The organism is Roseateles puraquae, from assembly GCF_002205845.1.
GTDB lineage: Bacteria > Pseudomonadota > Gammaproteobacteria > Burkholderiales > Burkholderiaceae_C > Pelomonas > Pelomonas puraquae.
The window spans coordinates 143,862-164,948 of the sequence record NZ_NISI01000009.1; the positions used below are offsets into that span (position 1 = coordinate 143,862).

Consider the following 21,087-nt stretch of genomic DNA (forward strand, 5'->3'; position numbering starts at 1 on the left):
TCAGCCCTTGACGCCGCCTGCGGTCAGCCCGGAGACGATCCAGCGCTGGGCCAGCAGGAAGACCAGGGTGATCGGCAGGCCCGACAGCACCGCGGCGGCGGCGAAGTCGCCCCACAGGAAACGCTGGTCATGCAGGAAGTACTTGGAGCCGACGGCGAGCGTCAGGTTGGCTTCTTCGCGCAGCAGCACCGAGGCGACCGGGTACTCGATGATGGTGCCGATGAAGGCCAGCACGAACACCACCATCAGGATGGGCACCGCCATGGGCAGCAGCACACGGGAGAAGGCCTGCCAGTGCGTGGCGCCGTCGACCTTGGCGTTCTCCTCGATCTCCACGGGGATGGTCTCGAAGTAGCCCTTGATCGTCCACACATGCGTGGCGATGCCGCCGAGGTAGGCGAGCACCAGGCCGGCATGCGTCTCGACGCCCAGCGCGGGGATGTAGGTGCCGATGGTCTCGAAGATCGCGAAGATGGCCACCAGCGCCAGCACCGGCGGGAACATCTGCAGCAGCAGCATGCCGTTGAGCACAGGCTTGCTGAAGTTGAACTTCAGCCGCGCGAAGGCATAGGCGGCCGTGGTGGAGATGGCCACGATCAGGAAGGCCGAGGCGGTGGCCACCTTGATGGAGTTCCAGAGCCAGGTCAGCACCGGGAACGGCGGCTGCACCAGGCTGCCGTCGGCGGCCTGGTAGGGGATGCCAAGTGCGAGCTTCCAGTGCTCCAGGCTGATCTCGGTCGGGATCAGGCTGCCGGTGGCGAAGTTGCCCGGCCGCAGCGAGATGGACACGACGGCCAGCAGCGGGAAGAGGGTCACGGCGATGAACACCCACATCACGGCGTGTGCCGCGAAGGAGCGCCAGCGGGCTTGCTTGCCGAGGACGATGGCCATTCAAGAACTCCCAAAGACAGGGGCCACAGAGGCACAGGGACACAGAGGAAAACAAGGGCGATGCCTCTGTGGCTCCGTGCCCCTGTGGCTGTGTTCGGTTTTCATTTCTGCGCCTTGGCGGAGAGCCGCAGGTTGATCAACGACAGCGCCGCGACCAGGAAGAAGATCAGGGTCGAGATCGCCGCCGCCAGGCCGAAGTCCGAACCCGAGTCGCGGAAGGCGATGCGGTAGGTGTAGCTGACGAGGATGTCGGTCTGGCCCGCGGGCAGCTTGGTGGACAGGAAGTCCGGCCGGCCGTCGGTCAGCAGCGCGATCAGCACGAAGTTGTTGAAGTTGAACGCGAAGGCGCTCACCAGCAGCGGCGCCAGCGGCTTGATGATCAGCGGCGCGGTGATCTTCAGGAAGTTGGTGGCCGGGCTCGCGCCGGCCAGGGCGGAGGCTTCGTACAGGTCTGCAGGAATCGCCTTCAGCAGCCCCGAGCACAGGATCATGATGTAGGGGTAGCCCAGCCACACGTTGACGATGAGGAGCATCGTCTTGGCCAGCAGCGGGTCGGCGAACCACGCTGGCTTCACGCCGAAGAGGGCATCCAGGATGGCATTGATCTCGCCGAAGTTCTGGTTGAACAGGCCCTTGAACACGAGGATGGAGATGAAGCCCGGCACCGCGTACGGCAGGAACAGCAGGGTGCGGTAGGTGGTGCGAAACCGCATGCCTTCCCAGTTCAGCATCACCGCGAACAGCATGCCGATGGCCGTGGCGAACGCCACCGTCAGCGCCGAGAACACCACCGTCCACCAGGAGATGGACAGGAAGGGGCCGCGGAACTCGGCATCGAACAGCATGCGCGTGTAGTTGCCGACACCGATGAAGGCCTTGAAGCCGGGCTGCAGGGTTTCGCCCGCATCCGACTGGAAGAAGCCGGTGTCCCGGTTGGGCGTGAACACCACGCCGTCGGCCATGCGGGTGAGCTTGCCGTCGCTGTGGCCCGTCCATTGCGGCTTGACCGGCCCGAACTCGCGCAGGCCGAGGTAGTGCAGGGTGGTCTGGTCAGGCAGCACCAGCACCAGCTTGGCCAGCGCTTCACGGTGCTTGATGAGTTCGGCCAGCGGCAGGGCGCCGTCTGCGGGCAGGTTGCCGGGCGCGGGGGCGGTGAGGTCCACCCGCAGTGGCGCACCGGCGCGCAGGGCCAGAGGAGGCGACACCCAGCGCGGCGTGGGCTCGCCCTCGGCGCGCAGCACCAGGCGGTATTCCGGGCCGTTGGCATGCAGGCTGTAGGCCAGCACCTGGTCCTCAACCGCATCGCGCTGCTCCAGCAGGTAGTCGCGCACGCGGCTCTCGCTGAGCAGGTGGGTGCTGGAGTAGTTGGTGAAGCCGATCTGCGCGGTGTAGACGAGCGGGAAGGCGATGAAGACCAGCATGCCCGCCACGCCCGGGAACAGGTAGCGCCATGCGAAGCCGCCCCGGCTCAGGTAGACGTAGAAGCCCGCCGTGAAGAGCACGAGCAGGCCACTCGCCCAGGCCGCCTGGCCGGCGGTGTAGATCGCAAATACGAGGTAGAGCGCGCCGAGCATCAATGCCACGGCAGCCGGCCAGTGCAGGGCCCGGGACAGTCGTTCGCCGAGCGAGGGGCCCAGGGTGGTGTAGCTGCCCTGGCCGAGGGTGGAGGAGGTCGCGTTCATTTGTTCAGCAGCATCCGGGCAGCGGCGCCGTCGAGCGCGTCCTTCGGCGATTGCAGGCCGTTCGAGATGGCCTCCAGCGCAGCATCCATGGCCGTCCAGAAACGACCGACCTCGGGGATGTTCGGGATGGGGGCGCCATTGCGGGCGTTGGTCATGCTGGCCTTGATCAGCGGGTTGACCGACAGCTCGGCGTAGAAGGCCTTGTTGGCCGGCACGCCGATGGGCACGTCCGCGTCCAGCACCTTGAGCGCCTCAGGACGCATCAGGTGGTTCTCGATGAACTCCTTGGCGATGTCCTTGTTGCGGCTGGGCGCGGCAATCATGCAGCCCAGCACGCCGACGAAGCTCTTGCTGGGCTTGCCCGGGATGACCGCTGGGATGCCGGCGACGCCGAAGTCGATCTTGGCGCGGCGCGCGTTGTCCCAGGCCCAGGGGCCGGAGATCATCATGGCCACCTCGCCGCGAGCGAAGGCCGATTCCATCTCGGCGTAGTTGGCCCCCTTGGGCATGTGGCCGTCGCGGATCAGGCGGTCCAGCATCTCGGCTGCCTTCAGGGCGCCCGGCGTGTTCACGCCGACCTGGCGGGCGTCATAGTCGCCCTGGGCGTCGCGGCGGAAGATCTCCCCGCCCGCGCCGGCCAGCATCGGCCAGGTGAAGAAGCTCTTGTTGTAGTGCCACAGGATGGCGTGCTTGCCTTGAGCCTGCAGCTGCTTGTCCAGCGCAATGACCTGGTCCCAGGTCTCGGGCGGCGTCGGGACCAGGGCCTTGTTGTAGATGAGGCCGGTCGTCTCGATCGCGATCGGGTAACCCCAGATGCGGCCGCGGTAGCTCAGCGCCTGCCAGGCCTGGTCCTCGACCTCAGCCTTGAGCTTGGCGGATGGGCGTAACGGCGTGAGCAGGCCGGCCTTGGCCCATTCGCCGACACGGTCGTGCGGCCAGCAGAAGATGTCCGGGCCCTTGCCGGCACCGGCGGCCTGCTGGAACTTGTCGGTCGGGTCGACCGGATGCTCCACCACCACCTTGACGCCCGCCACCTTCTCGAAGGCGTTGCCGACCTTCTGCAGGCCGTTGTAGGCCTTGTCGCCGTTGATCCAGACCAATAGGCGCGGTGCGGTCTCGGCCTGCACGGGCTGAAGGAATGCGCCACACAGGCACAGAGCCACAGAGAGGCTCAGCCCTTTGACGAAGCGCGGCTTCTCTGTGCCTCCGTGCCTCTGTGGCTGTGTTCTGAACCGCCTCATGCCGACAGCTCCGGTGCTGCAAGGCGGCGGAGTGCACGGCCATGGCTGTCGAAGACGTAAAGCGCTTCTTCCGGCAGGTGCAGGTCCAGGGCCTGGCCGCTGCGCAGGCGGTCGGCGCCATTGCGACCTTCGAACTGGCAGGTCAGCGGCTCCTCCAGGCCGGGGTAGGGACAGTAGGCGAAGGTGATGCCGCCCAGCGACTCGACGAAAGCCACGGTGCTTTGCAGCAGGTTGCCATGGCCGCCCTGGCGGATGTGCTCGGGCCGCACGCCCACCGTCACCTTGTCGCCAGGCTGGGCCCCCTGGCCGGAGACCCGCGCCCGAAGCGTCACGCCACTGCCGGCGAGCTTGACGTCGACATGGCCGGGCTCGATGGCGGTTAACTCCCCGGCAATGAAGTTCATCTTGGGGCTGCCGATGAAGCCCGCCACGAACAGGTTGCAGGGATGCTCGTACAGCTCCAGCGGTGACCCGACCTGCTCGACCTTGCCGGCGGACAGCACCACGATGCGGTCGGCCAGCGTCATGGCCTCGACCTGGTCGTGCGTGACGTAGATCATCGTGGTCTTGAGGTCTTCGTGCAGCTTGGCGAACTCGTAACGCATGCGCACGCGCAGCGCGGCATCGAGGTTGGATAGCGGCTCGTCGAAGAGGAAGACGTCGGGCTTGCGCACGATGGCGCGACCGATGGCCACGCGTTGGCGCTGGCCGCCCGACAGGTCCTTGGGCTTGCGGTCGAGCAGGTGCTCGATGTGCAGGATCTTGGCGGCGCTGCGCACGGCCGTCTCGATCTCGGCCTTGGGCACCTTGGCCAGCTTCAGTCCGAACGCCATGTTGTCGAACAGGTTCATGTGCGGGTAGAGCGCGTAGCTCTGGAACACCATCGCAATGCCCCGCTCGGCCGGCGGCACGTCATTGACGACCCGGCCGCCGATGCTCAGCTCGCCGCCGGTGATCTCTTCCAGGCCGGCGATGGAGCGCAGCAGCGTGGACTTGCCGCAGCCTGACGGGCCGACGAAGACCATGAACTCGCCGTCGCGGATCTCCAGGTCAATGCCGTGGAGGATGCGGATGTCGCCGTAGGCCTTCTCTACGCCGGTGAGTCGAACGTCAGCCACTTCTAACCTTTCAATCGCCGGGCGCCTTGTTGCTGGACTACGCCGGCCTGTCTCGCGAAATCGGGCTCAAATTTCTCGTCTTCGCCCGTGTTTGTAGACAATATACAGTTCTGTAGCGCCTTGAACAACAGAGACTACCCGGTTGAATCCGAGTGAAACCGTTGTAGATCAAGCATTTGCAGATCGAGCCGGGTTTTCCCGATGTAGTCAAACTACACAAGCGCTTCAAGCTGGTCGATACTTCGCTCAACGCTGCCTGTCGAGTAGCATTCTTGCCCCCGTCGCCGGGGGTCGGCACTGATGAACACCCCAACCCGCCCGCCCGTCCAACGCAAGACCCAGCCCAAGGCCGCCACTGCGATGAAGAAGCCGACTGCCCTCACTGCCGAAGACCAGGCGCTGCGCGCCGCCTTCGAGACCGCCTATGAGCGCGAGCTGTCGCAGAGCAGCCATGGCGCCACGCCTCAGGCTGCCCTGCATGCGGCGGCCATCGCTTGCCGCGAGACCCTCGCGCGCCGCTGGGCCGCCACCCAGGCGCAGGATGCCCAGCGCGGCGAGAAGGCGCCGGTGCGTCGCGTGCATTACCTGTCGATGGAGTTCCTGATGGGCCGCGCGCTGTCCAATGCGCTCGCGGCGCTGAAGCTGTCCGCGCCCCTGGAGGCCAAGCTGGCCGAGCAAGGCCTGGCCCTGGGTGACGTGCTCGAGCGCGAGCCTGACGCCGCGCTGGGCAACGGCGGCCTGGGCCGCCTGGCCGCCTGCTTCCTGGACAGCTTTGCCGAGCTGGAACTGCCGTCATTCGGCTATGGCCTGCGCTATCGCTATGGCACGTTCGCCCAGGTCATCCAGCAGGGCCGTCAGCTGGAGCAGCCCGACGACTGGACCCGCGACACCCCGGCCTGGGAGCTGCCGCGCCAGGACCTGCGCTACCACGTGGGCTTTGGCGGCCGCGTGGAGGTGGATGCCTCCGGCGTGCGCCGCTGGCTGCCGGCCGACAGCATCGAGGCCCAGGCCTATGACTTCATCGTGCCCGCCCACCACAGCGACCGGGTCTCGACCCTGCGCCAGTGGCAGGCCACGGCTGCGCCCATCGCGTTCAAGCCGTTCTGCGAAGGCGACTACGCCCGCGCTGCCCGCCACCAGGTGCTGGCCGACGCGCTGAACTGGGTGCTGTATCCGGACGACTCCACCGAGGCTGGCCGTGAGCTGCGCCTGAAGCAGGAAGCCTTCCTGGTGAGCGCTTCGCTACAGGATCTGGTGGCGCGCCATCTGCGCGAGTTCGGTTCGCTGCACAACCTGGGCAAGACCAACGCCATCCACCTGAACGACACGCACCCGGCCCTGGCGCCGGCCGAGCTGATGCGCCTGCTGCTCGACGAGCACGGCCTGGGCTGGGACGAAGCCTGGAAGATCACCCGCCAGGCCGTGGCCTACACCAATCACACGCTGATGCCCGAGGCGCTGGAGACCTGGCCGGTGCGCATGTTCGAGCAGCTGCTGCCGCGCCACCTCGAGATCATCTACGAGATCAACCATCGCTTCCTGGCCGAGCTGCAGCAGCGCTTCCCGGGTGACCATGGGCTGGCTTCGCGCGTGTCCCTCATCGACGAAGGCAGCCACGGTGGCGAGCGCCGCGTGCGCATGGCGTCTCTCGCGCTGGTGGCCTCGCACCGCGTCAACGGCGTGGCCGCGCTGCATTCCGAGCTGATGGTGCAGACCATCTTTGCCGACTACGCCCGCGTGTGGCCCGAGCGGTTCCACAACGTCACCAACGGCGTCACGCCGCGTCGCTGGCTGCAGCAGGCCAACCCGCTGCTGTCGCAGCTGCTGGACAGCCGCATCGGTGACGGCTGGCGCAAAGACCTGGCCGAGCTCGCCGAGCTCAAGCCCCTGGCGGCCGACCGCGTGCTGGGCGAGGAGTTCCTGGCCGTGAAGCGCGCCAACAAGGAGCGCCTGGCCGCCGTCATCCGCCGCGAGCTGGGCCTCACGGTCAACGTGGACAGCCTGTTCGACATCCAGATCAAGCGCATCCACGAGTACAAGCGCCAACTGCTGAACCTGCTGCACGTCATCAGCCGCTACCAGGCCATCCGCGACAACCCCGACGCCAACTGGGTGCCACGCACCGTCATCATCGCGGGCAAGGCTGCCTCGGCCTACCAGATGGCCAAGAGCATCGTGCGCCTGGCGCATGACGTGGCCCGCGTGATCAACAGCGACCCGCGCGTGGGCGACAAGCTCAAGCTGGTCTTCCTGCCCAACTACAGCGTCACGCTGGCCGAAAGCATCATCCCGGCAGCCGACCTCTCCGAGCAGATCTCCACCGCCGGTACCGAGGCCTCGGGCACGGGCAACATGAAGTTCGGCATGAACGGGGCGGTCACGATCGGCACCTGGGACGGCGCCAACATCGAGATGGCCGAGGCCATGGGCGTGGAGAACATGTTCGTGTTCGGCCTGCGTGCTGATGCGGTGGCCAAGATCAAGTCGCTGGGCTACGACCCGCGCCTGTATGTCGAAGAGAATCGCCAGCTGAAGCGAGTCATCGACGCCATCTCGGCCGGCGTGTTCAGCAACGGCGACACCGAGCGCTACCGCGCTCTGGTGGACAGCCTGCTGCAGCGCGACGTGTATCTGCTGATGGCCGATTTCGCTGATTACGTCGCCACCCAGGCCAAGGTCGACACGCTGTTCGCCGACCGGGCCGCCTGGGCTGAGCGCGCTTTGCGCAACATTGCCGGCATGGGCCCGTTCTCGAGTGATCGCACGATCGCAGAGTATGTGGACCGTGTCTGGTCCGTCAAATCCTTGAACTGATGCTGAACGACGCCGACCTCGACGCCCTGCTGGCAGGCCGCCACGCCGACCCCTTCTCGCGGCTGGGCCTGCATGCGGACGACGCGGGTCGGCTCTGGGTGCGGGTGCTGCTGCCCGGTGCGGCGGACGTGACGCTGCTGGATGCCGGCAGCGGCAAGCGCATCGTCGAGCTTGAGCACCGGCGCGGCGGCTTCTTCGAGGCCCAGGTGCCGCGGCGCAAGCACCGCTTCGACTACCGGCTGGCGGTGCACTGGGCCGGCGGCGGGGAGGGCGTGTATGCCGACCCCTACAACTTCTACCCGCAGCTCGGCGATGACGAGCTGCAGGCCTTTGCCGAAGGCCGCAACTTCCGCCCCTGGTTGAGCCTGGGGGCGCATGTGGTGCAGTACGGCGACGTGCGCGGCGTGCGCTTCGCGACCTGGGCACCGAATGCGCGGCGCGTCAGCGTCGTGGGCAACTTCAACAACTGGGACGGCCGTCGCCACCCGATGCGCCTGCGCCACCAGGCGGGCGTGTGGGAGATCTTCGTGCCGCATGCGGCCGAGGGCGATCTGTACAAGTTCGAGATCGTCGCCGGCAATGGGGCGCTGCTGCCGCTGAAGGCCGACCCCTACGCCCGCCGCGCGCAGCTGCGCCCCGACACGGCCAGCATCGTCACCGCCTTGCCCGAGCCCACGCCGCTGCCGCGTCAGCGCGAGCGGGCCAACCAGCGCCAGGCGCCGATCAGCGTCTACGAGGTGCACGCAGGCTCCTGGCGGCGCGGCGTGTCGGGTGAGTTCCCGACGTGGGACGAGCTCGCCGAGCATCTGCCCGGCTATGTGGCTGACCTCGGTTTCACGCATGTGCAGCTCATGCCCATCAGCGAGCATCCCTTCGACGGCTCCTGGGGTTACCAGACCCTCGGCCTTTACGCCCCGAGTGCGCGTTTCGGCCCGCCGGAAGGCTTCGCGCGCTTCGTGAAGGCGGTGCACGACCAGGGGCTGGGCCTGCTGCTGGACTGGGTGCCCGCGCACTTCCCGGCCGATGCCCATGGCCTGGCCGAGTTCGACGGCACGCGGCTGTACGAGTACGCCGACCCGCGCGAGGGCTTCCACCGCGACTGGAACACGCTGATCTACAACTTTGGCCGCACCGAGGTGCGCGAGTTCCTGATCGGCAGCGCCACCTACTGGATCGAGCGCTGGGGCGTGGACGGCCTGCGCGTGGACGCCGTGGCCAGCATGCTCTACCGCGACTACTCGCGGCCCGAGGGGCAGTGGATTCCGAACGTCCGCGGCGGTCGCGAGAACCTGGAAGCCATCTCGCTGCTGCGAGAGATGAACGAGCACGTCGGCGAGATCGAAGGCGCCATCACCGTGGCCGAGGAGAGCACCAGCTTCCCCGGCGTCTCGGCGCCCACCTACGCGGGCGGCCTGGGCTTTCACTACAAGTGGAACATGGGCTGGATGAACGACACCTTGCGCTACATGGCCGAGGACCCGATCAACCGCCGCTGGCATCACGACAAGATGACCTTCGGCCTGATCTATGCGTTCAGCGAGAACTTCATGCTGCCCATCTCGCACGATGAGGTGGTGCACGGCAAGGGCTCCATGCTCAGCAAGATGCCGGGGGACGATTGGCAGAAGTTCGCCAACCTGCGCGCCTACTACGGCTTCATGTGGGGCCACCCGGGCAAGAAGCTGCTGTTCATGGGCCAGGAGTTTGCTCAGCGCAACGAGTGGAACCAGGCCGAGGCGCTGCCGTGGGGCCTCCTGGAAGACGACCGCCATGCCGGCGTGCAGCGCCTGGTGCGAGACCTCAACAAGCTCTACCGCGAGCACTCTGCTTTGCACCGCCTGGACAGCGAGCCCGGCGGCTTCGAGTGGATCAGCGCGCACGATGCCGAGCATTCCATCTTCGCGTGGGTGCGGCGCGACGGCACGGGCCGCATGGTCATCGTCGTCTGCAACATGACGCCGGTGCCGCGCGAGGGCTACTCGCTGGGCGTGCCGGACGGCGTGACGGCCTGGAAGGAAGCCCTGAACACCGATTCGGCCTATTACGGCGGCAGCAACATGGGCAACGGCGTGGCTGCGGCTGGCTTGCCGGTGCAGGCGCAGCCCGCCCACGGGCGGCGCCTGTCGATCACGATCAACCTGCCGCCGCTGGCGACCTTGTTCTTCGTCCCCATTTGATCTCCCAGCTGCGAACGCCGATGAAGACAGCCACAGTGGCACAGAGGCACAGAGAGAACACCAGCCTCTCTGTGTCTCTGTGCCTCTGTGGCAAGTTCGTGCCTTTGCGGCGCAGCCTCTGCAGTCCCTGAGATGGCCCACCTTCCCGACCTCCAACCCGGCTGGCACGAACCGCTCGGCGCGCTTGCGCGAGATGGGGGCGTCAACTTTGCCGTGTTCAGCGAGAATGCGACCCGCGTCGAGCTGTGCGTGTTCGACGCCGAAGGCCAGCGTGAGTTGCGCCGCTACCCGCTGGACGGGCCGCATGACGGCGTCTGGCACGGCTTCCTGCCCGGCGTCGGGCCGGGGCTGGTGTACGGCCTGCGCGCCCATGGCCCCTATGCGCCGGAGCAGGGCCATCGCTTCAATCCGAACAAGTTGCTGTTGGACCCTTATGCGCGGGAGATCGTCGGCCACTTCGGCTGGCGCGCTGAGCATCACGGCTACGAGTTGGGGCATCCCGACGGCCCTCGTTCGCTGGACACCCGCGACAACGGCACGCAGGCGCTGAAGGCCCGGGTGGCGCCGGCGCCGGCGCCGCAGGCGGCCTCGCGCCCGCGCCGCGCACCGGCCGACGTGGTGCTGTACGAGATGCACGTGAAGGGCTTCTCCAAGCTGATGCCCGGCGTGCCCGAGGCGCTGCGCGGCACTTATGCGGGCGTGGCGCATCCGGCCGCCATCGCTCATTTCAAGCGGCTGGGCGTCACCACGCTCTCGCTGCTGCCGGTGCAGTACTGCATCGATGAGCCCCACCTCGCCGAGCGCGGCCTGCGCAACTACTGGGGCTACAACACCCTCGGCTTTTTCTGCCCCGACCCGCGCTGGGCGCAGGCGGCTCATCGCCATGACCCCACCGCGGTCACCGAGGAGTTCCGTGCCATGGTGCGGGCTCTGCATGACGCCGGGCTGGAGGTCGTGCTGGACGTGGTCTACAACCACACGCCCGAGGGCAATGAGTTCGGCCCGACGCTGTCCTTCCGCGGTCTGGACAACAAGACCTACTACCGGCTCGTCGGCGGCGACTGGAGCCGCTACGAGAACCTGACCGGCTGCGGCAACACGCTGCATGCGTCGCATCCGCGCGTGACGCAGTTCGTGCTCGACTCGCTGCGCTACTGGGTGGCCGACATGGGCGTGGACGGTTTCCGCTTCGACCTGGCGCCGGTGCTGGGCCGCGGCTCGCATGGTTTCGACCCCAACGCCGCCTTCTTCACCGCACTGCGCCAGGACCCGGTGCTGGCGGGCGTTCATCTCATCGCCGAGCCGTGGGACGCGGCCTATGACGGCTACCAGGTCGGCCGCTTCCCGGGGCGCTTCCTGGAGTGGAATGACAAGTTCCGCGACGCGGTGCGCGGCTACTGGCTCGGCGTGGGGCAGGGCGTCGGCCGAGGCGAGCTGGCGCGTCGCTTCCTGGCGTCCAGCGATGTCTTCCACCACGGCCAACGCCTGCCCACGGCCTCGGTCAACTTCATCGCGGTGCATGACGGCTTCACGCTGGCGGACCTGACCAGCTACGCCACCAAGCACAACCAGGCCAACGGCGAAGACAACCGCGACGGGCGCGATGGCGAGCTCTGCGCCAACTTCGGCGCCGAGGGCCCGACCGACGATGCGCAGATCAACGCCACCCGCGAGCGCGTGCGCCGTGCCATGCTGGCCACCTTGCTGCTGGCCCAAGGCATGCCCATGCTGTGCGCGGGTGATGAGATCGGCAACAGCCAGGGCGGCAACAACAACGCCTATTGCCAGGACAACCCCACCACCTGGCTGAACTGGGACCGGGCCGATGGCCGACTGACTGAACTCGTGGGCGAGTTGCTCGCGCTGCGCGCCGCCGAGCCGCTGTTGCGCCACCCGCGCTGGTTCGCCACCGGCGCCGCCGAGGCCAGCATTGCCTGGTATGCCCCGAGCGGCCACGAGATGACGCCCAACGACTGGCACGATGCCGGCCAGCGGGCCTTTGGCGCCCAACTGCGCGAGGCTGGCGCCACGGCGCCGCGCCTGATGATCGTGTTCAACCCCGATGCCGCGCCGCTGCCCTTCCTGTTGTGCAACGGGCCCTGGCAGCTCGTGCTGGACAGCAGTGGCGAGTCGGCCCACCACACCCTCCTCGCCGGCCAGCCGCTCAATGTGCCGGCTCGCTCCCTCCTCGTGCTTCGACACGTCTCGACATGAACCTGAACCAACGCGCCTCCGGTGTGCTGCTGCACATCACCTCGCTGCCCGGCCCGCATGGCATGGGCGATTTCGGCCCCGATGCCTACCGCTTCGTCGACTGGCTGCAGTCGGCTGGGCAGAGCATCTGGCAGTTGCTGCCCACCACGCCCATTGGCCCCGGCGACAGCCCCTACCAGGGCGTGTCGGCCTTTGCGGGCAGCCAGTGGATGGTGGCGCTGGAGCCGCTGGTCGCCAAGGGCTGGCTGGCGGCGCCCGCGGTGCCTGACTTCGACGCGCGGCATGTGGACTACGGCCGCGTCACCCCCTGGCGCGAGCAGCAACTGCGCGCGGCGGCCGCCGGCTTCTTCGAGCGCGCCACCGATGCCGACCGCCGGGCCTTTGCCGCCTGGTGTCTGGCCCAGCAGAGCTGGCTGGACGACTACACCCTCTTCATGGCCATCCGCTCGCCGCTGAACGGCCAGCCCTGGTGGACCTGGGAAGACGGCCTCAAGCGCCGCGACCCGAAGGCCTTGGCCACCGCGCGCAAGCAGTACGCCGACGAGATCGCCTTCTGGCAGTTCGTGCAGTGGCAATTTGACGAACAGATCGGGGCCCTCAAGGCCTATGCCAATGCGCGCGGCGTGCACATCATGGGCGACCTGCCCATCTTCGTGGCCCACGACAGCGCCGACTGCTGGTCGCGCCCTGACCTGTACTACCTCGACGACGACTTCCAGACCACGGTGGTCGCCGGCGTGCCGCCGGATGACCTCGGGCCGTTGGGCCAGCGCTGGGGCAACCCGCTGTACCGCTGGGACCGCATGGCCGCGGAGAACTATGCCTGGTGGACGGCCCGCGTGAAGCGCGCGCTGAGCCAGGCCGACGTCTTCCGCATCGATCATTTCCGCGGCTTTGCCGGCTACTACGAGATTCCCGGCGACAGCCCTGACGCCAAGCGCGGCGAATGGAAGGTCGGCCCGGGCATGGCCCTGTTCGAGGCCATCAAGGCCGCGCTCGGCGAGCTGCCCATCGTGGCGGAAGACCTGGGCTTCATCACCGATGACGTGCACGAACTGCGCGACGGCTGCGGCTTTCCCGGCATGAAGATCCTGCAGTTCGCCTTCGGTGCCGAGGGTGACCACGAGTTCCTGCCGCATATGTGGCCCCGCGCTGCCGTGGCCTACACCGGCACGCATGACAACGACACGGTGCGTGGCTGGTGGAACCAGGCCTCGCCGCGCGAGCGCGCCTTCGTGGGGTCTTACCTGGCCTGCGGCGAGCACGACATCCACTGGGCCATGATCCGCGCCTGCGCCAACTCGGTGGCCAACATGGCCGTCTATCCGCTGCAGGACGTGCTGGGCTTCGACAGCGCCCACCGCATGAACGTGCCCGGCGTGCTCGGCGGCAACTGGGGTTGGCGCTTCCAGTGGGACTGGGTGGGCAGCGAGCCGGCGCGCGTGCTGGGCCTCATCACGGCCGCTTCGGGCCGCGGCCCGTTTGAGTTGCTGAAGCTGCCCTGCTGACCGGCGCGCGCGTCAGCCCACAAGACAAAGGCCCCTGTCGGGGCCTTTGTCGTTCTTGCGGCGGCTTGGCGGGTTCAGCGGGCCCACTCCAGGATCAGCGGGCTGCGCGCGGGCGCAGTGAGGCGGTCGCCCAGCGTGATGACCTTGCCGCCCAACACATCGCGGGCCTGCTCGCCGCCGCGAATCCGCTCCTGGAATCGGTCCAGCGCCAGCACGGCCGGCTGCGCGTTCTTGTTGAGCACCACCATCACGGTGCGTTCGGCATCGAAGCGGAAGAACACATAGACGCCCTGAAGCGGCGCGTATTGCATCAACTGGCCTTTGTGGATGACCGTGCTGCCCTTGCGCCAGTTGAACAGGCGTCGCACCCAGGCCTGCATGTCGCGCTGCGCCGGGCTGAGCCCGGCGCTGGTGAAGGCGTTGACCGTGTCGCCGGGCCAGCCGCCCGGCATGTCGGCACGCACGGCGCCATCGTCGCGCTCGGTCGGGCTCTGCATCAGCAGTTCGGTGCCGTAGAAGAACTGTGGGATGCGGCGCGTGGTGGCCAGGTAGGCCAGCGCGATCTGGGTCAGACCCACGTCCTGCTTCAGCACCGAGTACAGGCGGGGCGTGTCGTGGTTGCCGTCGAACAGCACGAGGTTGGCCGGGTCGGGGTAGACGAAGTCGTGGGCCAGGCCCTCGTAGAGCTTGGTCAGGCCGGTGTGCGGCCCGTCCTCTTCGAGCAGGGCGGCCAGCAGGTTGGCCTGCAGCGGGAAGTCCATCATGCTGGGCGCGTGTGACACATAGCCGTCGTGGTTCTTCTTGCCGCGCTGCCAGTAAGCCACGACCGCCGGATGCGGACTCCACTCCTCGCCGACGATGTTCAGCCGCGGGTACTCCTGCATGATGCGCGCCGACCACGCACTCAGGAAGTCGCGGTCGGAGTAGGACCAGGTGTCGGTGCGTAGACCCGACAAGCCCGCGCTCTCGATCCACCAGAGCGTCATCTGCGTGAGATAGGTCGCCAGCTCGGGGCGGCGCTGGTTCAGGTCGGGCATGCCCGGCACGAACCAGCCGTCGGTGAATCGCTTGCGGTCGCTGGGGGCGGCGTACGGGTCCTGCAGCGTCATGCGGGCGTGATGCGTCTCGGTGTACTGGGGCCAGGCGTTCAGCCAATCCGGCGCCGGCAGATCGGCCATCCACCAATGGCCGCTGCCGATGTGGTTGAGCACGATGTCCTGGATGACACCCAGGCCTTGGGTGCGTGCCTCCGCGACAAAGGCGCGGAAGTCGTCGTTGCTGCCGAAGCGTGGGTCGACCTTGTAGAAGTCGGTGGCCGCATAGCCGTGGTAGCTGTAGGTGGCGCTGTTGTTCTCGACCAGCGGCGTGGGCCAGACCTGCGTGAAGCCCAGGCCGGCGATGTAGTCCAGGTGCTGGCGCATGCCCGCCAGGTCGCCGCCATGCCGACCGCCCGGCGCGCTGCGTTTCAGGCCTTCCTTCATGCCGCCGGGCTGGCCGCTGCCGCCCTGGGCGAAACGGTCGGGCACGAGGAGGTAGATGGCATCCTTCGGTCCGAAGCCCTGGCGCTTGGCCGAGCCGGGGGCACGTGCCTTGAGCGGGTAGCGCAGCGTGCGCCCGCCCAGCGTCAGCGTGATCTCGCCGGGGGCGGCGTTGGGGGCGATGTCGAGGTCGATGAAGCGGTAGTTGGCGCTGCTCGCGCGGTGGCTGCCCTTGAGCGTCACGCCGGGGTAGGGCGCGAGGACGGGCTCGCTGTCGGCGATGCCGGGGGCGTGCAACATCAGCTGCAGGCGGGTGTCGCGCATGCCGACCCACCAGTTCGGCGGCTCGACGTGGGTGAAGGGCTCGGTGGCCATCGTGGGCAGGGTCATCAGCAGGGCGGTGGCAAGGGTGATCAGGGCCTTCATGACGGGTCCAGTCGGTAGACGCGCAGAGACAGCGGCGGCAGCGTCACCTGACCCTGCGCCGGGGCGCTGGAGCGCGGGTGCAGCGCCTGCGCACGCGCGGGCAGCGCCACGCTCGCCGCGGTGTCGCCGTAGTTGATGGCGACGAACACCCGCTCGCGCCCGTGCACGCGCTGGAAGCTCCACACCAGGCCCTCGACGCGGTCGACCTCGTAGCGGCCGAGCGTCAACGCCGGCTGTGCGCGGCGCAGGGCGATCAGCTCGCGGTAGAAGTTGAAGAGGGAGCCCGGGTCGCGCTGCTGGCTTTCGGCGTTATGCCGGCTGCGGTTCAGTGACAGGGCGCGGTAGGGTGTGTCACTCGTGGTGAAGCCGCCCGGGCCGTGATTGCTCGGCGTCCAACTCATCGGGGCCCGCAGGGGCGCGTCGTCATCGGCGGCTTTGCCGTCGATGCCGGCCAGGCCGATCTCCTCGCCGTAGTAGACGAAGGGCGTGCCCGGCAAGAGCAGATAGCTGGCGGCGGCGAGCCGATAGCGGGCTTCATCGCCATGGAGCTGGTCCCACACGCGGTGGCCGGTGAAGATGTCGTGGTTGTGCAGGAAGGTGGCCATGGTGGGTGACATGCTGCGGTAGTAGTCCGCCACCTTCTGCACCGCGCCCGCCTCGCCTTTGGCGGCCTTCATCATCTCGTAGTTGAGGTTGAAGGCGAAGGCGCCGCCACAGAGCGCGGGGTCGCCGTAGGCGATCGGCTCGGCGGTGGCCTCGCACACCACGTAGCGGCCCGGGTAGCTCTTGATCAGGTCCTGGAAATGCTTGGTCAGCGCGCGGCTCTCGGGCTGGTCGTTCCAGTCCTTGGCGTTGTTCTCGATGAGATGGGGCACGGCGTCGAGCCGGTAGCCGTCCAGGCCGCGGTTCAGCCAGAAGCGCAGCGAGTCTTCGTGGTACTGCACCACGGCCGGGTTGCGCATGTTGAAGTCGGGCATGTGCGGGCCGAAGGTGCCGAAGTAGACGTCGGGCGCCCCCGGCTTGAATGGCGGCAGGTCCTTCAGCGAGCCGGTCCAGGTCCAGGGCCGGGTGGCAGCGTCGTACCAAGGCACCTTGCCCCAGATATCCCAGCCAGGGCCGGGGTCGGGGTTCCAGACGAACCAGCTGCGCCAGGGGCTGTTGCGGTCGGCCACGGCCGCCTGGAAGGGCGGGAAGGACCAGGCGGCATGGTTGATGACGTAGTCCATCACGATGCCGATGCCGCGTTTGTGCGCCTCGCGCACCAGTTCGTCGAAGTCGGCCAGCGTGCCGTATTGGGGCTCGATGCGGCGGAAGTCCGTCGTGGCGTAGCCATGGTCGCGGTCGGCGCTCGCGGTGATGGGCATCAGCCACAGGCCGCTCACGCCCAGGCGCTGGAGATAGTCGAGCCGCCGGGTCAGGCCGCGCAGATCGCCGATACCGTCCCCGTCGGTGTCCTGGTAGGCGCGCACGAAGATCTCCATGAACACGCCGTGTTGCCAATGGGCGGGCAGGGTGCTGGCGCGCGGCTCGGCGGGCACGGGGCGGGTGTCGATGAGGGGCGTCGGGTCTGCGAGCGCGGGGGGGGCCATCAGGGCGAGGGCGCTGGCCACGGCCAGGAGTGAACGGTTCATGTAATCGAACTACTTTGCTGGAGCGTGGCGAGCATAGCCATCTGAGATGGTCATGTCATGCGGGGAAGGTTGTATATGTAGTTTTGCTACGATGCTTTGCAAAACTGGAGACCTTGCATGACCCCGCACGCCGTGATGCCCCTGCTGCTGGCCCTGTTGCTCTCGGTGAGTGGGGCCCATGCCAGCGACCTTGACGACTGCAATCGCGAGCCCGCAACGCCAGCGGCGGGTGCGCAGCCGGGGCCTGCCGCTGCGTACTGGCTCAATGGTCACGCGCTGCAGTGGCCGGGGCTGCAACTGCAGGCGGGAGAACGGGTGCGGCTGTTCCATGCGGCGTCAGCCGGGTTGCAAGTCGGCGGTCGTGCGATCACGGGGGCGGACGGGGTCCTGGACCTCGCGCCGGCCGACGTGCCCTTGCCTCAACGTCTGCGCTTCATCGGCGCTGGTCCGCGTTTCGTGCTGCCGCCAGGTGCCGATGTGAAGGGGCTGCTGAAGTCGCAGTTGCTGCTGGTGCATGAGACGGCTGCCGGGGAAGTGAAGGCGACGACCGGCGTTCAAATGCCCGCCGCGTTGGACGACCTCTACGCCGCGGCCGAACAAGTGACCGATCTCGGCGCCCACCCCTCGCCATCGGGCACTCGCTTTGCGGTCTGGGCGCCGACGGCGCAGCGGGTGATGCTGTGCCGCCATGCCCGCACCGGCGGCCCGGCCACGGCCGTGGAGCCGATGGCTTTCGACGCGGCCACCGGCGTCTGGCGCGCACGCGTCGCAGGTGATCTCACCGGCCAGGCCTACCGCTTCCTTGTCGACGTGGTCACGCCAACGCAGGGGCGCGTGCGCAACCTGGTGACCGACCCCTACTCGGTCGCCCTGACGGCCGACTCGCGGCTGAGCGTCGTGGCCGATCTGGCCTCGCCGCGGCTCAAGCCAGCGGGCTGGGACCGCCTGCCCGCACCCGCCAGGGTGAAGACCGCCACCGACCAGGTCATCTACGAGTTGCATGTGCGCGACTTCTCCATCAGCGACGAGACCGTGCGGCCGGCCTGGCGCGGCAAATACCTGGCTTTCACCGAGCGCCGCTCCAACGGCATGCGCCACCTGCAGGCGCTGGCCCGCGCGGGCGTGACCGACGTTCACCTGCTGCCGGTCTTTGACCTGGCCAGCGTGCCCGAGCGCGGCTGCAAGACACCGGTGGTGCCCGCTGCGGCGCCCGACAGCGAAGCCCAGCAGGCGGCCGTCATGGCCGTGGCGGCCGAGGACTGCTTCAACTGGGGCTACGACCCCTGGCACTTCAACACGCCGGAGGGCAGCTACGCGACTGACGCGGACGATGCGCTGCGCCGCATCAGGGAGTTCCGCCAGATGGTCATGGCCCTGCATCGGGCTGGCCTGCGCGTGGGCATGGACATGGTCTACAACCACATGGCGGCCGCCGGGCAGCATCCCAAGTCGGTGCTGGATCGCCTGGTGCCGGGCTACTACCACCGGCTGGACGCGCAGGGGCGCATCGAGCGCTCGACCTGCTGTGACAACACCGCCACTGAGCACCGCATGATGGCCAAGCTGATGATCGATTCGGCGGCGCTGTGGGTGCGCGAGTACCGCATCGATTCGATGCGCTTCGACCTGATGGGCCACCAGCCTCGCGAGGCCATGGAACGGCTGCAGCGCCGTGTGAATGCGGAGGCCGGCCGCGCCGTGCAGTTGCTGGGCGAGGGCTGGAACTTCGGTGAAGTCGCCAACGGCGCGCGCTTCGTGCAGGCCTCGCAGCTCAGCCTGAACGGCAGCGGCATCGGCGCCTTCAGCGACCGCGCCCGCGACGCGGCCCGGGGCGGTGGCGCCGGCGAGGGCGGCGATGCCAGCGTGCGCAACCAGGGCTGGCTCAACGGACTGGTGTATGCGCCGAACGCGCTGGGCAGCGGGCGACCGGACGAAGACCTGCTGCAGGCGGCTGACCTCATTCGCGTCGGCCTGGCCGGCTCGCTTCGCAGCGTCGAGCTGACCACCTGGCGGGGCGAGACGCGCCGTCTCGATGCCATCGCCTACGGTGACCAGCCTGCGGGCTTTGCCAGCGAGCCGGGCGAGGTGGTGAATTACGTCGAGAACCACGACAACCAGACGCTGTTTGACATCAACACGCTGAAACTGCCTCGCGAGACCTCGCGGGAGGACCGTGCCCGGGTGCAGATGCTCGGTGCGGCGCTGGTGGCCTTCAGTCAGGGCGTGGCCTACTTCCATGCCGGGCAGGACATCCTGCGCAGCAAGAGCCTGGACCGCAACAGCTATGACAGCGGCGACTGGTTCAACCGCCTGGACTGGACCTACCGCAGCAACCATTTCGGCACGGGGCTGCCGCCGCGCCAGGACAACTTCGGCGTCGAGGGGCGCGACTGGGCGCTGGCCCGTGAACGGCTGGCTGATGCGTCCATCGCCCCAGGTCCGGCCGAGATCGCCTGGTCGCGCGATGTGTTCCGCGACCTGCTGCGCATCCGGGCGTCGACGCCGCTGCTGCGCTTGCCGAGTGCAGCGCAGATCCGCGAGCGCCTGAGCTTCCCGGGCAGCGGGCCGGGGCAGAACCCCACGCTGGTCGCGCTGCGCCTGGATGGGCGCGGACTGCCGGGGCCGAAGGCGGTGATGGCGTTGATCAATGTCGCCCCAAGCGCCCAGGCGCTTGAGTTGCCGACCGAGGCGGGTGCTCGTTGGGTGCTGCATCCGGTGCAGCGTCAGGGGGTGGATGCGCGCGTGCGGCGCGAAGCCCGCTTCGTGGCGGGCCGGTTCGAGGTCCCTGCGCGCACGGCGGCGGTATTTGTTCTCGATTGAGGGTGAGCGCAGCGCGGGGTGCTTCCCGTAGCATGGGCCCAGCACGCCGACGCTGGCTGCCCTGGCGCTTGAACGACGGCGGTGCGACCCTTCTCTGTGAGTGAACCGGACCGGACGCCGGGCGGGTTCCTCCTCCACTGCTTGGGACCGGAACCTGATGTCGGCGTCAGAAGAAGCGGAACGACGAACTGCTGAACGCAAGGGCCTGCGAACCCGAGCGACCCTCCTGCTGGGCCAGACGCAGGCCTTCGAGGTCCGCACGCTGGACCTCGCGTCCGGTGGCATGGGGATCGTGGCTCAAGCCAATCCAAGACCCGGCACGGTGATGGTCATCCGCTTCCAGTTGCCCATCAAGCCGATGGGCTATGTGCCGATCGAGGCGCGGGCCAGGGTCGTGCACAGCGTCTACTCGGCCAGCGAGCAGGGCTTCAAGATCGGCCTGGCCTTCATCGAGATCCGGCCGGACGCCGCAGCGGCGGTGCTGCGCTACGTCCAGCCCTGAGCGGCCTGCGCCTCAGCGGGTCTGGCGGCGGCGGTGCACCGCGGCCGCCCCGAGGCCCAGCAGGCCCAGCAGGGCCAGCGCCGCGGAGCCCGGCTCCGGCACGGCGCTGGTGCTGACGTCGAAGGTCAGCGTGCCGCCGAGCCACTGGCCGTCCGCCACGGTGGTGGACAGGTCTTTGTAGAGCTCGCTGAACTCGATGCGCAGCAGGCCGTCGTCGCCGGCAGCGATGCCGAAGCCGGTCAGGTCGAGCGTGCCGCTGTAGCGGCCGCTGCCACTGGCGTCGTCGCCGAAGCCGGGCTGCAGCGTCAGCTGGTCCAGGCCGGAGGAGCTGCCAAAGCTGACCTGCAGCTCCGACAGCAGGCTGGGCGAGAAGGCTTCGAGCAGCACGTCCCAGTCGAGCGCGTTCACGGCCGCACGGGCGCCGATGTCGATCAGCCAGACGGTGTTGCCCGTCTCGCCAAGCAGGTTGCGGCTCTGGGCGCCGGCGACGTCCACCACCACCGGTGTGGCGTGGGCGCCCAGCCCGGCAAGGGCAAGTGTGGCGGCGGCGGCAAAAGGAGCGAGGCGGGACCAGGTTGTCATGGT

The 21,087-nt window shown here is 68.2% G+C and carries 13 protein-coding genes; 6 read left to right on the forward strand and 7 right to left on the reverse strand.

Annotation, left to right across the window (positions count from 1 at the left end):
• The 4 genes from malG to CDO81_RS19875 form a co-directional block, all read right to left on the reverse strand.
• Positions 1-891, reverse strand: a complete 891-nt coding sequence (malG, locus tag CDO81_RS19860; RefSeq protein ID WP_088484963.1) for a maltose ABC transporter permease MalG — start codon at positions 889-891, stop codon at positions 1-3.
• 101 nt (positions 892-992) lie between these two features.
• Positions 993-2,573 carry a maltose ABC transporter permease MalF gene (malF, locus tag CDO81_RS19865; RefSeq protein ID WP_088484964.1) on the reverse strand — a complete coding sequence of 527 codons (1,581 nt, stop codon included), beginning with the start codon at positions 2,571-2,573 and terminating at the stop codon, positions 993-995.
• Complete coding sequence (gene malE, locus CDO81_RS19870) at positions 2,570-3,814, reverse strand: maltose/maltodextrin ABC transporter substrate-binding protein MalE (protein WP_088484965.1); 1,245 nt, start codon at positions 3,812-3,814, stop codon at positions 2,570-2,572. The genes malF and malE overlap by 4 nt, the downstream gene beginning before the upstream one ends.
• Positions 3,811-4,932 carry an ABC transporter ATP-binding protein gene (locus CDO81_RS19875; RefSeq protein ID WP_088484966.1) on the reverse strand — a complete coding sequence of 374 codons (1,122 nt, stop codon included), beginning with the start codon at positions 4,930-4,932 and terminating at the stop codon, positions 3,811-3,813. Before CDO81_RS19875 ends, malE begins: the two co-directional genes overlap by 4 nt.
• A 300-nt stretch (positions 4,933-5,232) precedes the next feature.
• Here CDO81_RS19875 and CDO81_RS19880 point away from each other — a divergent pair, with 300 nt between their 5' ends.
• The 4 genes from CDO81_RS19880 to malQ all read left to right on the forward strand — a co-directional run bounded on the left by CDO81_RS19880 (position 5,233) and on the right by malQ (position 13,645).
• The gene (locus CDO81_RS19880) at positions 5,233-7,746 is read left to right on the forward strand and encodes a glycogen/starch/alpha-glucan phosphorylase (RefSeq protein WP_241517077.1); all 2,514 of its coding nucleotides are present in this window, start codon (positions 5,233-5,235) and stop codon (positions 7,744-7,746) included.
• The gene (glgB, locus tag CDO81_RS19885; RefSeq protein WP_088484967.1) at positions 7,746-9,923 is read left to right on the forward strand and encodes a 1,4-alpha-glucan branching protein GlgB; all 2,178 of its coding nucleotides are present in this window, start codon (positions 7,746-7,748) and stop codon (positions 9,921-9,923) included. The genes CDO81_RS19880 and glgB overlap by 1 nt, the downstream gene beginning before the upstream one ends.
• 132 nt (positions 9,924-10,055) lie before the next feature.
• Entirely contained in the window at positions 10,056-12,137 is a 2,082-nt protein-coding gene (glgX, locus tag CDO81_RS19890) for a glycogen debranching protein GlgX (RefSeq protein WP_088484968.1), read from the forward strand.
• A complete protein-coding gene (malQ, locus tag CDO81_RS19895; RefSeq protein ID WP_088484969.1) occupies positions 12,134-13,645 on the forward strand; it encodes a 4-alpha-glucanotransferase in 1,512 nt (503 codons plus the stop codon). Before glgX ends, malQ begins: the two co-directional genes overlap by 4 nt.
• Before the next feature lie 74 nt (positions 13,646-13,719).
• On the opposite strand, the gene CDO81_RS19900 is transcribed toward malQ, so the two are convergent.
• A complete protein-coding gene (locus CDO81_RS19900; RefSeq protein WP_088484970.1) occupies positions 13,720-15,549 on the reverse strand; it encodes a glycoside hydrolase family 13 protein in 1,830 nt (609 codons plus the stop codon).
• Positions 15,546-17,180, reverse strand: coding sequence for an alpha-amylase family glycosyl hydrolase (locus CDO81_RS19905; RefSeq protein WP_088484971.1), 1,635 nt, complete (start codon positions 17,178-17,180; stop codon positions 15,546-15,548). The genes CDO81_RS19900 and CDO81_RS19905 overlap by 4 nt, the downstream gene beginning before the upstream one ends.
• Positions 17,181-17,297: 117 nt before the next feature.
• On the opposite strand from CDO81_RS19905, the gene CDO81_RS19910 reads away from it, so the two are divergent.
• Both CDO81_RS19910 and CDO81_RS19915 read left to right on the forward strand, forming a co-directional pair.
• Positions 17,298-20,000, forward strand: coding sequence for an alpha-1,6-glucosidase domain-containing protein (locus tag CDO81_RS19910; protein WP_088484972.1), 2,703 nt, complete (start codon positions 17,298-17,300; stop codon positions 19,998-20,000).
• 157 nt (positions 20,001-20,157) lie between these two features.
• On the forward strand, positions 20,158-20,502 hold the full coding sequence (locus CDO81_RS19915; RefSeq protein WP_088484973.1) for a PilZ domain-containing protein: 345 nt from the start codon (positions 20,158-20,160) through the stop codon (positions 20,500-20,502).
• Between the two features lie 12 nt (positions 20,503-20,514).
• Here the strand turns inward: CDO81_RS19915 and CDO81_RS19920 are convergent, their stop codons facing one another.
• Complete coding sequence (locus tag CDO81_RS19920; RefSeq protein ID WP_158218355.1) at positions 20,515-21,084, reverse strand: PEP-CTERM sorting domain-containing protein; 570 nt, start codon at positions 21,082-21,084, stop codon at positions 20,515-20,517.
• Positions 21,085-21,087: the final 3 nt, after the last annotated feature.

What these genes read in the sequence shown, in the direction of transcription:
- CDO81_RS19905 (WP_088484971.1), bottom strand. Translation starts at nt 17,180, where the DNA reads ATGAACCGTTCACTCCTGGCCGTGGCCAGCGCCCTCGCCCTGATGGCC.
- CDO81_RS19920 (WP_158218355.1), bottom strand. Translation starts at nt 21,084, where the DNA reads ATGACAACCTGGTCCCGCCTCGCTCCTTTTGCCGCCGCCGCCACACTT.
- malG (WP_088484963.1), bottom strand. Translation starts at nt 891, where the DNA reads ATGGCCATCGTCCTCGGCAAGCAAGCCCGCTGGCGCTCCTTCGCGGCA.
- glgX (WP_088484968.1), top strand. Translation starts at nt 10,056, where the DNA reads ATGGCCCACCTTCCCGACCTCCAACCCGGCTGGCACGAACCGCTCGGC.
- glgB (WP_088484967.1), top strand. Translation starts at nt 7,746, where the DNA reads ATGCTGAACGACGCCGACCTCGACGCCCTGCTGGCAGGCCGCCACGCC.
- CDO81_RS19880 (WP_241517077.1), top strand. Translation starts at nt 5,233, where the DNA reads ATGAACACCCCAACCCGCCCGCCCGTCCAACGCAAGACCCAGCCCAAG.
- malQ (WP_088484969.1), top strand. Translation starts at nt 12,134, where the DNA reads ATGAACCTGAACCAACGCGCCTCCGGTGTGCTGCTGCACATCACCTCG.
- CDO81_RS19910 (WP_088484972.1), top strand. Translation starts at nt 17,298, where the DNA reads ATGACCCCGCACGCCGTGATGCCCCTGCTGCTGGCCCTGTTGCTCTCG.
- CDO81_RS19915 (WP_088484973.1), top strand. Translation starts at nt 20,158, where the DNA reads ATGTCGGCGTCAGAAGAAGCGGAACGACGAACTGCTGAACGCAAGGGC.
- CDO81_RS19900 (WP_088484970.1), bottom strand. Translation starts at nt 15,549, where the DNA reads ATGAAGGCCCTGATCACCCTTGCCACCGCCCTGCTGATGACCCTGCCC.
- malF (WP_088484964.1), bottom strand. Translation starts at nt 2,573, where the DNA reads ATGAACGCGACCTCCTCCACCCTCGGCCAGGGCAGCTACACCACCCTG.
- malE (WP_088484965.1), bottom strand. Translation starts at nt 3,814, where the DNA reads ATGAGGCGGTTCAGAACACAGCCACAGAGGCACGGAGGCACAGAGAAG.